The following is a 12298-nucleotide window of genomic DNA, read 5'->3' on the forward strand; positions in this document are numbered from 1 at the left end:
GTCACGGGAGCAGCACCCGCTCACCGTGCGCCGGCACCACCACGTCCACCTTGGGGGCCTCCCGCCCCGCACACCGTACGAACTCCTCGCCCGGCGAGTGGAACTCGTGCGGCCGCACCGCGTCCATCCCGATCGGCCAGTAGGTCCCCCAGTGCACCGGGACGGCGGCCTCCGGCGCCAGCACGGCCAGCGCCCGGGCCGCGCCGGCCGGGTCCAGGTGCCCCGGGCCCAGGTAGGGGCCCCAGCCGCCGACCGGCAGCAGGGCCACGTCCACCGGCCCGACCTCCTCGGCCATGGAGTCGAACAGCCCGGTGTCCCCGGCGAAGTAGGTCCGTGCGGCGCCCTCCACCACGTACCCGAGCGCCGGGGCGAGCCGCGGCCCGAACGGCAGCCGCCGTCCGTCGTGGGACGCGCTGACCACCCGTACCCGTACCTCTCCCGCGGAACCCGCCACCGGGACCTCGTCCCCCGGCGCCACCTCCGTCACCACCAACCCCCGTACGTCCGCGGTCCGCGCCAGCCCCGGCACCGCCCGCCGCGCACCGCGCGGCACCAGCAGCCGGGTCCCGGCCGCCAGTCGCGCCAGCGAGGGCAGATGCAGGTGGTCGGAGTGCAGGTGCGAGACGAGCACCGCGTCCGCGATCGCCGCCCAGGGCGGGGGCACCGCCCCGCGACGGCGCCGCAGATGTGCCAGACGCCGTGTGAACAGCGGGTCCGTCAGCAGCCGGACCCCGGAGTCCTCGACCGTGCAAGTGGCATGACCCCACCAGGTGATCTCCACCGGCATCCGTTCCCCCTCCGCCCTTCCGCGCTCTTCCCGCCCGTACCCGATCCAGCTTCGGTCGAGCCTAAAGGCTGCCCCGCGCAATCGCCCGGAACCGGACTCCCACGCCCCCTCCTCCGCGGCGGCGGATCGGAGTAGGGTCGGGCGACATGGATGAGCTGCGCGTGGCCGCGATCGCCAGCCTGGCCCCGCTCGAGGATCTCGACGTCGATCCCTTCGCCGTCGACACCCGGAGCCAGCACGCCATGTGCGCCCGCTGGGCCGCCGGGCAGGGGTACGTCGTCACCCGTGAACTGCTCGTCTACGGGCTGCGCCCCGACCACTGCGGGCTCTGGACCGATGTGGACGCGGGCCGCGTCGACCTGTTCGTCGTCGCCAACCACCGGGTGCTGGACCGCGCGCTGCGCTCCGTGGACGAGTTCGCCGCCGAGTGCGAGCGCCGCGGCGTACGGCTGGAAACCACCGGGCTCGACGAACCGCGGTACACCTCCGCGATGAAGGCCGAGGTGCACCGCCGGCTCTCCATGCCGACCGCCGGCTACGACGGTACGTAGACGGACGGCGGCGCACGCCGCGCGTCACTTTCCGTACGTACATGCGCCACCCGTGTCATCCGGCCGTGACGGCCCCGCTGTGCGAGCCTGGAACGAGTGGGACGGGGGCTCGGCGGCGCGGTGCGGGCCACGGTGGTGAGGTGGGTGCGGCGTGTTGCGAGGCCGGTGGCTGAGTGCGGGCGGCACCGTGCTGCGGGTGATCATCGTCTGGGCGGTGTCCACCCTCACGATGCTCGCCCTCGCGGGGATCCTCCCCGACTTCAGGCTCCAGCCCGAGGGCGGCGACCGCGACAGCATCACGCGGATAGGCCTGACGGCGGCTCTGGGCGCCGGGGCGTTCGGCCTGCTGAGCGCCCTGGTCTGGCCGGTTCTCGTCCGTGCCCTGCTGCTCGTACCGGCCCTGGTGCTCGGCCTGCTCGTCTTCTTCCTCAACGGCTCCCTGCTGCTGATCGCCCTCAGCCTGATCCCGGCCGGGCGCGGCGAGGTGGCCCCGGAAACGGCCGTGGTGGTCGCCGCCGTCATGTCCGCCGTGGCGTCGGCCACTTCCACGGCCCTCGCCGTACGGGACGACGAGGCCTACCGCCGCCGGCTCTACCGGCTCGCCGACCGGCGCCGCCGCAGGCAGCGGCGCGACGGTGCGCCCGGGGCCGGCGAGCACGCGCCCGGCCTGGTCTTCCTCCAGCTCGACGGGGTCGGGTACGAGGCGCTGCGCAACGCCGCGGGCAGCGGCCTGATGCCCACGGTCGCCGACTGGCTGGAGCGCACCCACCGCATCAGATCCTGGCGGACCGACTGGTCCAGCCAGACCGGCGCCAGCCAGCTCGGCATCCTGCACGGCTCCAACTTCGACGTGCCCGCCTTCCGCTGGTACGAGAAGGACACCGGCGAGGTGATGGTCTGCAACCGGCCCACCAGCGCCGCCGAACTCCAGCGGCGCGCGGTGGAGCGCACCCGGGACGGCGGGCTGCTCACCCTCGACGGAGCCAGCCGCGGCAACCTCTTCAGCGGCGGCGCGGACCAGCTGGCCCTCGTCCTGTCCGTCTCCGCGCGCCGGGGCCCGGAGAACCGCTCCCGCGCCGGCTACTTCGCGTACTTCTCCGACCCGGCCAACTCCGTGCGCACCGCGCTGTCCTTCACCGCCGAGGTGGGCCGGGAGATCACCCAGTCCCTGCGCGGCCGCCTGCGCGGGGAGCGGCCGCGCGTCGGGCGCGGCGGGCTGTACCCGCTGATCCGCGCCTTCGCGACGGTGATCGAGCGGGACGTGGTGGTCGCGGCGGTGATCGGCGACATGCTGGCCGGGCGCGCCGCGGTCTACGCCGACCTCGTCGCCTACGACGAGGTCGCCCACCACTCGGGCCCGCACCACCGGGACACCGACCAGGTGCTCGCCCGCATGGACCGCAGCCTCGCCCTGATCGCCCGGGTCGCCGAGCACGCGCCCCGGGACTACCGGATCGTGCTGCTCTCGGACCACGGCCAGAGCCCGGGGGAGACCTTCCTCGGCCGGTACGGGCTCACCCTGAAGGACCTGGTCCGCGCGGGCTGCGGGCTGCCCGTGTCCCGCAGGGCCGGCCGGACGCACAGCGGGGCCGAGGCACGGGCCGCGGTACGGGCAGCCCTGCACCGGCCGGTCGAGGAGGAGGACGAGGAGGCACGCCCCGGGCGGGGCCCGGACCCCGTGGTGCTGGCCTCCGGCAACCTCGGGCTGATCTCCTTCCCCGACCTGCCCGGCCGGGCGTCGCGGGAGCGGATCGAGCGCGCGTACCCGGCCCTGCTGACGACCTTGGCCTCCCATCCCGGAGTGGGGTTCCTGCTGGTGGACGGGGTGGTGCTGGGGCCGGGCGGGGCCGAGGCGCGCCTGGACGTGCCCGGCGCGGCGGAGGAGCTGCTGGCGGGCTTCGGGCCGGGGGCGGCGCAGGCGGTGCGGCGCACGGACTCCTTCCCGCACGTGGCGGACGTGATGGTGAACTCGGCGTACGACCCGGGGACCGGCTCGGTGCACGCCTTCGAGGAGCAGATCGGCTCGCACGGGGGACTGGGCGGGGAGCAGGGGCACCCGTTCCTGATGTGGCCGGTGGAGCTGGCGGAGCCGCAGACCGGGCCGGGCGGGGAACTGGTGGGCGCGGAGTCGGTGCACGAGGTGCTGCGGGGCTGGCTCCGCGAGGCGGACGGACCCCAGGTCCCGGTCGCGCCCGGTGGCCACGAGGGTGGCGCGGGGTCCGTGCCCGCGGCGTAATTTGTAAGGAGGAGGACCGTCAGGGGGGCTCCCAGGAGTCGCCATGTCCGCGATCAGCAAGAGCATCGACATCGACCGCAGGCCCGAGGACGTCTACGCGTACGTCACGGACCCCACGCACCTGCCGGAGTGGCAGGACAGCGCCGTCTCCGCCGTCCCGATGGGCGATCTTCCCGTCCAGGTCGGTTCGAAGGTGATGGTCACCCGGCAGATCGGCAAGCGGCGCGTGCCCACCACCATGCAGGTCCTGGAGCTCGACCCGCCGAGGAGCTGGCACATGCACGGCCTGGACGGGCCGGTCCGGCCGGACGTGCGGGGCCGCATCGAGTCCCTCGACGGCGGGACCCGCTCGCGCGTGACCCTCGCCATCGACTTCGAGGGCCACGGCCTGGGCAGGGCCCTGGTCCCGCTCGTGGTCAAGCCCATGGTCCGCAAGGAGATGCCCCGGGGCGAGGAGAAGCTCAAGCACCTGCTGGAGCACTCCGCCGCCTGAGAGCGGGGGAAAACCGGGTGCTACGGGACACACGGTGCGTCCACACTGGGCGCACCACACACCCGATCATGAGGAACTCCCCCCGTGCAGGCTGCCGTCACCGTCACCCCCTCCCAGATACCCGAACTGCTCCTCGGACTCGCCACCGTGCGGCCGGTGTTCCTGTGGGGAGCCCCCGGGATCGGCAAGTCCTCGCTCGTGCGGAAGTTCGCCGACTCGCTGGGCCTGGAGTGCGTCAGCCTGCTCGGTACGCAGCTCGCGCCCGAGGACCTGATCGGCGTACCGCAGATCCGTGACGGGCGCTCCGTGTTCTGCCCGCCCGAGGCCATCGCCCGCGACGAGCCGTACTGCCTGTTCCTCGACGAGCTCAACGCCGCGAGCCCGGACGTGCAGAAGGCCTTCTACTCCCTCATCCTCGACCGGCGGATCGGCTCATACGAGCTGCCCGCGGGCTCCATCGTCATCGGCGCGGGCAACCGGGCAACCGACAACGCCCTGGCCCGTCCCATCGCCTCCGCGCTCGTCAACCGGCTGACGCACGTCCACCTCCAGGCCTCCGCGCAGGACTGGCTGGTCTGGGCGGGCGAGAACGGCATCCACCCCTGGGTCGTCGACTACGTCACCGACCGCCCCGACCACCTGTGGTCGCAGCCGCCCAAGAGCGAGGAGCCGTTCTCCACGCCCCGCTCCTGGCACATGCTCTCCGACGCCCTGCACTCCTTCGGGCGGGACCTGGACGAGCAGACCCTCGGGGTGCTCGCGCACGGCACCCTCACCCCCTCGCACGCCGTCTCCTTCCGCGGCTACGCCAAGATCGTCCGCCATACCTTCGGGATCGAGGCGGTCATCAAGGGCGAGGCCTCCTGGCCCGCCCGCCTGGAGGACCGCGACCTGCTGTACTACCTCGCCGAGGCCTTCCGGGGCCGCCTGGTCAAGGAGCTCCCCGCCCGCAAGGAGCACGTCTCGCCCGCCGTCCGGCAGACCGCCTACCGTGCCAAGTCCCTGCTCGTGCAGCTCGCCGAGATCTCCGTCGAGGTCGCCCAGACCGTCATCGCCGACGACGTGGACGGCCTGCCCGTGCTGCCCGCCTGGTTCCTCATCGAAGCCGCCCGCGACATGCCCCGGCTGGTCGAGGCCCGCCAGTGACCACCCGCAAGCCCTCCAAGCAGCAGGGCAAGCAGGCCAAGCCCGATCCGGCGACCCTCGCCTACGAGGCCGGGCGGGCCGCCGTCGGGCAGAACCCCGCCCTGAACGCCGTCTCCGCCACCCACTGCCGCAGCGACCGGTGCGCGCACTGCAACACCGCCGGGCTCGCCGTGGTCACCTCCAATGGCACGATCCACGCGCACCCCACCCGGCGGGCGGACCCCGCCGAGTGGGCCTGGGCCCTGGCGCACTGCCTGCTCCACCTCGGCTTCGGGCACGTGCCCGCCGCCAAGGAGCCCGACCGGCCGCAGCCCGACCGCGCCGACCTGGCCGCCCGCTGCGTGGTGGTCAACCGCTTCCTGCTGACCTTCGCCGTCGGCCGGGCCCCGGACCGGCTGCCCGACGCGTACCCGGGCGGCGACGAGGAGCAGCTCGCCCGCGCCTGGCGCCAGGACGGGGTCCCGCCGCACTACGGGGACTGCGGTACGAGCGCCGCCGGCGCCCCCGACCAGATCCTGGAGTCCTGGACGCACTGGAGCGCGGTCCCCGACTGGCAGACAGGCTTCGCCCACGCCCTCACCCGGTCCGTGTCCGCCACCATGGACCTGGCCGCCGGCCGCGAGGGGCACCGGCCGCAGCCGTGGGAGCGGGCCCTGAACTGGTTCGTCTCCTCGTACCCGCTGCTCGGAGGCCTCGCCGCCGGGCTGCGGCTCGTCGCCGACGCCGAGCTCGCCCGCGCCCAGGGCATCGACATCGCCGCCGTCAGCGCGAGCGCCGGGGAGATCTACGTCAACCCGCTGCGTACCTTCGCCGACGAGGAGTGGCGGTTCGTCCTGGCCCACGAGATGCTGCACGCCGCCCTGCGCCACGGCGAGCGCTGCGGCGCCCGTGACCCGTACCTGCACAACGTGGCCGCGGACTACGTGGTCAACGGCTGGCTCGTGGAGATGGGCGTCGGCGAGATGCCCGAAGGGCTGCTGTACGACCCGGAGCTGAGGGACCTCTCCGTGGAGGAGGTCTACGACCGGATCACCGCCGACCTGCGCCGGATGCGCCGGCTCGCCACCCTGCGCGGCAAGGGCCGCGGGGACATCCTTGGCGAGCCGCTGGTCCACCCGGGCAGCGGATCGTACACGGACCTCGACGAGTTCTACCGGCGCGGCCTGGTCCAGGGCTTCGACCTGCACGAGTACGGGGAGCGCGGACTGCTGCCCGCCGGGCTGATCCAGGAGATCCGGGCCCTGGCCCACCCGCCGGTGCCGTGGGATGCGCGCCTGGCCCGCTGGTTCGACGAGTACGTGCCCCGCCCGGAGCCGGTACGCAGCTTCGCGCGGCCGGCCCGCCGCCAGGCCTCCACCCCGGACATCCCGCGCGCGGGCCGGTACTTCCCGGCCGAGGAGACCGCCCGCTGCACCTTCGGCGTGGTGCTCGACACCTCGGGGTCGATGGACACCGCCCTGCTCGGCAAGGCCCTCGGCGCCATCGCCTCGTACGCCGAAGCCCGCGACGTGCCGGCCGCACGCGTCGTGTTCTGCGATGCGGCGCCGTACGACGCGGGCTATCTGCCCCCGACCGAGATCGCCGGCCGGGTGAAGGTGCGCGGCCGGGGAGGGACCGTCCTGCAGCCGGGCATCGACCTGCTGCTGCGGGCGGAGGACTTCCCGCCCGGGGCCCCGGTGCTGGTGATCACGGACGGGTGGACCGACACCCTGCGGATCCGGCGCGAGCACGCCTTCCTGGTTCCGCAGGGTGCCTCCCTGCCGTTCACACCCCGGGGGCCGGTCTTCCGGCTGACCTGACTTCTAGTCGAGGTAGTCGCGCAGCACCTGCGAACGCGACGGGTGACGGAGCTTGGACATGGTCTTCGACTCGATCTGGCGGATGCGCTCACGGGTGACCCCGTACACGCGGCCGATCTCGTCGAGGGTCTTCGGCTGGCCGTCGTTGAGGCCGTAGCGCATGGAGACCACGCCCGCCTCGCGCTCCGAGAGCGTCCCCAGGATCGACTGGAGCTGCTCCTGGAGGAAGGTGAAGGAGACCGCGTCGGCCGGGACGACCGCCTCGGAGTCCTCGATGAGGTCACCGAACTCGCTGTCGCCCTCCTCACCCAGCGGGGTGTGGAGCGAGATCGGCTCGCGGCCGTACTTCTGGACCTCGATGACCTTCTCGGGGGTCATGTCGAGTTCCTTGCCCAGCTCCTCCGGAGTGGGCTCCCGGCCGAGGTCCTGGAGCATCTGGCGCTGGACGCGGGCCAGCTTGTTGATGATCTCGACCATGTGGACGGGGATACGGATCGTGCGCGACTGGTCGGCCATGGCGCGCGTGATCGCCTGGCGGATCCACCAGGTGGCGTACGTGGAGAACTTGAAGCCCTTGGTGTAGTCGAACTTCTCCACGGCGCGGATCAGGCCGACGTTGCCCTCCTGGATCAGGTCCAGGAAGAGCATGCCGCGGCCGGTGTAGCGCTTGGCCAGCGAGACCACGAGGCGGAGGTTGGCCTCCAGCAGGTGGTTCTTGGCGCGGCGGCCGTCCTCGACCAGGATCTCCAGCTCGCGCTTGAACGCGGGCTTGTGGTCCTCCTCCTCTTCGAGCTTGTACTCGGAGAAGAGACCGGCCTCGATGCGCTTGGCGAGCTCGACCTCCTGCTCGGCGTTGAGCAGCGGCACCTTGCCGATGAGCTTGAGGTAGTCCTTGACGGGGTCGGCGGTGGCGCCGGCGACCATGACCGTCTGCGCCGGGGCGTCGTCCTCGTCGTCGTCGGACAGGACGAAGCCCTGCGTGCCGCCGGCCTTGGGGGTCTTCTCCTCCTCGTCGTCTCCGAGGTCCTCGGCTGCCCAGTCCTCGCCCTCGGCCACGGGGGTCTCGCCCTCGTCGCCGTCCTTGGCGCCCTTCTTCGTGGCAGCCGTCTTCTTCACGGCGGTCTTCTTCACGGCGGCCTTCTTGACCGTCCGCTTCTTCGGTGCGGCGGCGGCTTCCGCCGCCACCTCCTCCTCGGTGCCGGAGGCCGACGGGTCGGATATCGCCGCGGCGGTGGCCGGAGCGGCCGTCTTGCGCGCGCCGATGAGGCGCGGCGGGGCGGCAGCCTTCTTGGCGACGGTGCGGGCCGGAGCGGCGGCCGCCTTGCGCGCCTTCTTGGCGGGAGCCTTCGTCGCGGGCGCCGCACTGACGTGAAGTGCGACACCTTCCTCGTCGAGGACCTGGTTCAGGCTGCGCAGGACCCGCTTCCACTGGTCCACCGGGATGCGGCCGGCCTCGAAGGCCTGGCGCACGTCATCACCGTTGATGTGACCCTGCTCGCGGCCGCGCTCGACAAGAGCGACCAGGGCCTCGGATTCGGCGATCTCCGTGGGGAACGTACGGGACGGGCTGAGCGACACAAGGAGCCTCTCGTTGCGAACAGATAAGGGGTGGCGGGACATCATCGCGCGGACTCGGGAAACAGACCCGAGGGGGGTTTGTATTCCGAGCCGCACGAGGACACCTGTCGGTTCATCGCACGCCCGAGTAGATTCGTTACGCGCTGAATTGAGTGACCTGCGCCACGCTGTGACCGGGCAACCGATCGGCGGTGGCCGCGTCCGCCCTTTTGTCAGCCCGTTTTGCGGGCCTCGATGAGGAATCGGGCGGTGTGCGCGATGAACGGGCCTTCGCGTTCGATCTGTTCGTGCAGCTCGCGCAACCGGTCCCGGTGCCGCCCGACCGTGAAGCCGGGCACCATCCAGATCACCTTCCGTAGAAAGTAGATCACGGCTCCGATGTCGTGGAACTCCGTCCGCAGTCGCTCCGAGCGCAGATCGACCACCTCCAGCCCGGCCTTCGTGGCGTCGGCGACCGCGTCGTCGGGGTGGCGCGAGCGCCGGATCTCCTCGGGCTGCGGGCCCAGGAAGTACTCGACCAGCTCGAAGACGCTTGCCGGACCGACCTGCTGGGAGAAGTACGTGCCGCCGGGCCGCAGCACCCGGGCGATCTCCTCCCACCAGATCGTCACGGGATGCCGGCTGGAGACGAACTCGAACGCCTCGTCGCCGAAGGGCAGCGGGGGCTCGTCGCTGTCCGAGACCACCACCGCGCCGAGCGGGTGCAGCAGCCGGGTCGCTCTGTCGATGTTCGGCGGCCAGGACTCGGTGGCGGCCATCAGCCGGGGCAGCGGTCCGGCTCCGGCGAGCACCTCGCCGCCGCCGGTCTGGATGTCGAGGGCGGAGCGGACGCGGGCCAGGTGCTCCCCGAGGAGACGCTGATAGCCCCAGGAGGGCCTCTGTTCGGTGGCCCTGCCTTCGAGCCAGGAGAAGTCCCAGCCGTCCACGGATACGGACTCGGCTTCCGCGACGAGATGGTCGAATGTGGGCGTCATGTCTAGATCCTCCCAGCCAGGGGCCGGGTCATCCACCGGATTGCACGACCCCGGGGGCCCCGCCGGAACCGCCGGGGGTTCGCCTACACTGGGCGGCGGGCCGTGACTGGCGTTCGGGTGGATCACCACCGGGGAGCGGCCCGGCGTGCTCCCGTACGTCGACTGCCGCGCGCCTGGGCGAACCGCGATTCCGCAGCGACGCTCAGGAGACCCCATGACGACTGCCCAGACCACCGTGGACACGCAGGCCGCAGGCACCCGGACCGCCCGACTGATGGACGGCACCGCGCTGGCCCGCCGCATCTCGGAGCAGACCGCCGAGTACGCCGCGAAGATCACCGAGCGCACCGGCACCGCACCCTGTCTGGCGACCGTGCTGGTCGGCGAGGACCCCGCGTCCGTCACCTACGTCCGCATGAAGCAGAACCGCTGCGCGAAGGCCGGGATCACCTCCCGCCACGTGGAGCTGCCGGCCGCGACCACCACCGAGGAGCTCGTCGCCACCCTGACCGCGCTCTCCGAGGACCCGGAGATCAGCGGCATCCTGCTTCAGCACCCGGTTCCGCACCACATCGACGAGCGCGCCGCCTTTGAGGCCATCGCCCCCGGCAAGGACGTCGACGGGGTCACCATGCACTCCTTCGCCGCCATGGGTTTCGGCCTGCCGGGCTTCGTCTCCTGCACCCCCGGCGGCATCATGCGCCTGCTCGCCGCCTACGACGTGGACCTGACCGGCAAGCACGCCGTGGTCGTCGGCCGCAGCGCCATCCTGGGCAAGCCGGCCGGGATGCTGCTCCTGGAGCAGAACGCCACCGTCACCTACTGCCACTCCCGCACCGTGGACCTGCCGTCCATCGTGCGCCAGGCGGACGTGCTGGTCGCCGCCGTCGGCAAGGCCGAGTTCATCCGGGGCGAGGACATCAAGCCGGGCGCGGTGGTCCTCGACGCCGGGTACAACGAGGGCAACGTCGGCGACGTCCACTTCGAGTCGGCCGCCGCCCGCGCCTCGCTGATCACCCCCGTACCGGGCGGTGTCGGCCCGATGACCATCGCGGTGCTCCTGGAGCAGACCGTCCAGGCGGCCGCCGCGCAGGCCGGTCTGGCGCTCGCCGACCTCTGAGCGACCTTCGCCCCGCCGCGGCGGGACGCCGTGCGACGAACGCCCCGGGCCCTTCGGTCCGGGGCGTTGTGTTCCCGTGGGTAACGGGCCGAAAGGCCGATCCGGGCCGCCCGCCCCGCCGGTGCAATCCATATGTGAACGCATCGATGGATATGCACAAGACGCGGCAGCGCCACCCGCGCGGACTCGCCACCCTGGTCCTCGCCGAGCTGTGGGAGCGCTTCAGCCTCTACGGCATGGTCGCCATCCTCGTGCACTTCCTCGCGGCCTCCCGCGGGCATGGCGGCATGGGCCTCCACGAGGGCACCGCCGAGGCCGTCGAAGGCGTCTACATGGCCATGATCTCGCTGCTGGCACTGCCCGGCGGCTGGATCGCCGACCGCTTCCTCGGCGCCCGCCGCGCCGTCCTGTGGGGTGGCGTGGTCATCATGGCCGGCCACGCCCTGATGGCCGTCCCGAACCCGGTCTTCGTCTGGCCCGGCCTGGTCCTCATCGTCATCGGCACCGGCCTGCTCAAGCCGAACATCTCCGCCCTCGTCGGCCGGCTGTACGCCCCCGAGGACGACCAGCGCCGCGACGCCGGCTATTCGATCTTCTACATGGGCATCAACCTCGGCGCGGTCATCGCCCCGCTCGTCGTCGGCTACCTCGGCGAGGAGGTCAACTGGCACCTCGGCTTCGGCGCCGCCGCCGTCGGCATGGCGCTGGGCCTGGTCCAGTACGTCCTCGGCGGCCGCAGGCTCGCGGGGCAGCTGCGCGAGGAGCCGGTGGTCCGGCTGACCCCCGCCGAGCGGTCCAAGGTGCGCCGGAGCTCCTCGTACGGCCTGGTCTTCACGGCCGTCCTGATCGGCCTGCTGGTTGCCGCGCACGCCCTGAGCATCGACAACATCACCTTCGTGCTCACGATCGTCGCCGTGGTGGTCCCCGCCGGAGTGCTGCTCTCGATGTACCGCAGCCCCAAGGTGGACGCGGTCGAGAGGACCCGGCTGCGCGCCTACGTCTGGCTGTTCCTGGCCGCCACGCTGTTCTGGCTGGTCTACGACCAGATGGGCAACGAGCTGAACCTGTTCGCCGCCCAGAAGACCGACCTGTCCCTGCTGGGGTGGCACATCCCGGCCAGCTGGACCCAGTCGCTGCCCTCGCTGTTCGTGATCGTCCTGGCCCCGGTCTTCGCCGCCTTCTGGGTGCGGCGGGGCAAGCACATGAGCACCCCGTTCAAGTTCGGCCTGGCCCTGCTGCTGACCGGCGCGTCCTTCGTGGTCATGTCGGGCGCCGCCGCCATCGCCTCCAAGGGCGTCAAGGTCTCGCTGATGTGGCTGGTGGGCGTCTACGTCATCCAGGTGATGGGCGAGATGTGCCTGAGCCCGGTGGGCCTGTCGGTCACCACGAAGCTCGCCCCGCGCGCCTTCACCAACCAGATGATGGGCGTCTGGTTCCTCGCGGCCGCCACCGGAGACGCGATCGGCGCGCAGCTGCCCCGGCTCGACGCGGTCGTCGGCCAGAGCTGGAACTTCCTGTGGCAGGGCGCGATGGTGATCGCGGCCGGCGCGGTGATGGTCTGCCTCGCGGCCCGGCGCGGCCCCGCTCCCGCGCACGCCCGCCAGTTCGGCCGCC

9 protein-coding genes, 1 pseudogene and 1 riboswitch are annotated in these 12298 nt (G+C 72.4%); of the genes and pseudogenes, 7 read left to right on the forward strand and 3 right to left on the reverse strand.

The window, feature by feature from the left end; genetic code table 11:
• Position 1 precedes the first annotated feature (1 nt).
• Positions 2 to 787 carry an MBL fold metallo-hydrolase gene (locus AC3IYJ_RS32605; RefSeq protein WP_489398089.1) on the reverse strand — a complete coding sequence of 262 codons (786 nt, stop codon included), beginning with the start codon at positions 785 to 787 and terminating at the stop codon, positions 2 to 4.
• A 146-nt stretch (positions 788 to 933) separates the two neighbouring features.
• On the opposite strand from AC3IYJ_RS32605, the gene AC3IYJ_RS32610 reads away from it, so the two are divergent.
• From AC3IYJ_RS32610 to AC3IYJ_RS32630, 5 genes are all read left to right on the forward strand, one after another.
• The gene (locus tag AC3IYJ_RS32610) at positions 934 to 1338 is read left to right on the forward strand and encodes a hypothetical protein (RefSeq protein WP_489398090.1); all 405 of its coding nucleotides are present in this window, start codon (positions 934 to 936) and stop codon (positions 1336 to 1338) included.
• Between the two features lie 151 nt (positions 1339 to 1489).
• Entirely contained in the window at positions 1490 to 3574 is a 2085-nt protein-coding gene (locus AC3IYJ_RS32615) for a phage holin family protein (RefSeq protein WP_489398091.1), read from the forward strand.
• 43 nt (positions 3575 to 3617) lie between these two features.
• Complete coding sequence (locus AC3IYJ_RS32620) at positions 3618 to 4067, forward strand: SRPBCC family protein (RefSeq protein WP_489398092.1); 450 nt, start codon at positions 3618 to 3620, stop codon at positions 4065 to 4067.
• 84 nt (positions 4068 to 4151) lie between these two features.
• Positions 4152 to 5213: an ATP-binding protein gene (locus AC3IYJ_RS32625; protein WP_489398093.1), complete on the forward strand. Its 1062-nt coding sequence runs from the start codon at positions 4152 to 4154 to the stop codon at positions 5211 to 5213.
• A complete protein-coding gene (locus AC3IYJ_RS32630) occupies positions 5210 to 7012 on the forward strand; it encodes a vWA domain-containing protein (protein WP_489398094.1) in 1803 nt (600 codons plus the stop codon). Before AC3IYJ_RS32625 ends, AC3IYJ_RS32630 begins: the two co-directional genes overlap by 4 nt.
• Positions 7013 to 7015: 3 nt before the next feature.
• Here the strand turns inward: AC3IYJ_RS32630 and AC3IYJ_RS32635 are convergent, their stop codons facing one another.
• Both AC3IYJ_RS32635 and AC3IYJ_RS32640 read right to left on the reverse strand, forming a co-directional pair.
• Positions 7016 to 8590 (reverse strand): RNA polymerase sigma factor, encoded by a 1575-nt coding sequence (locus tag AC3IYJ_RS32635; RefSeq protein ID WP_489398095.1) that lies wholly within the window; start codon positions 8588 to 8590, stop codon positions 7016 to 7018.
• Positions 8591 to 8802: 212 nt separating this feature from the next.
• Positions 8803 to 9564: a methyltransferase domain-containing protein gene (locus tag AC3IYJ_RS32640; protein WP_489398096.1), complete on the reverse strand. Its 762-nt coding sequence runs from the start codon at positions 9562 to 9564 to the stop codon at positions 8803 to 8805.
• Between the two features lie 92 nt (positions 9565 to 9656).
• Positions 9657 to 9750, forward strand: a riboswitch (ZMP/ZTP riboswitch).
• 28 nt (positions 9751 to 9778) lie between these two features.
• Here AC3IYJ_RS32640 and AC3IYJ_RS32645 point away from each other — a divergent pair.
• The gene (locus AC3IYJ_RS32645) at positions 9779 to 10684 is read left to right on the forward strand and encodes a bifunctional 5,10-methylenetetrahydrofolate dehydrogenase/5,10-methenyltetrahydrofolate cyclohydrolase (RefSeq protein ID WP_489398097.1); all 906 of its coding nucleotides are present in this window, start codon (positions 9779 to 9781) and stop codon (positions 10682 to 10684) included.
• Between the two features lie 152 nt (positions 10685 to 10836).
• Positions 10837 to 12240: pseudogene (locus AC3IYJ_RS32650) on the forward strand (peptide MFS transporter); the annotation flags it as partial.
• Positions 12241 to 12298: the final 58 nt, after the last annotated feature.

This window comes from Streptomyces sp. GL_140 (assembly GCF_057834465.1).

Bases quoted from the DNA above. Each gene is read 5' to 3' on its own strand.
- AC3IYJ_RS32605 (WP_489398089.1), bottom strand. From the start codon at position 787: ATGCCGGTGGAGATCACCTGGTGGGGTCATGCCACTTGCACGGTCGAG.
- AC3IYJ_RS32610 (WP_489398090.1), top strand. From the start codon at position 934: ATGGATGAGCTGCGCGTGGCCGCGATCGCCAGCCTGGCCCCGCTCGAG.
- AC3IYJ_RS32620 (WP_489398092.1), top strand. From the start codon at position 3,618: ATGTCCGCGATCAGCAAGAGCATCGACATCGACCGCAGGCCCGAGGAC.
- AC3IYJ_RS32640 (WP_489398096.1), bottom strand. From the start codon at position 9,564: ATGACGCCCACATTCGACCATCTCGTCGCGGAAGCCGAGTCCGTATCC.
- AC3IYJ_RS32645 (WP_489398097.1), top strand. From the start codon at position 9,779: ATGACGACTGCCCAGACCACCGTGGACACGCAGGCCGCAGGCACCCGG.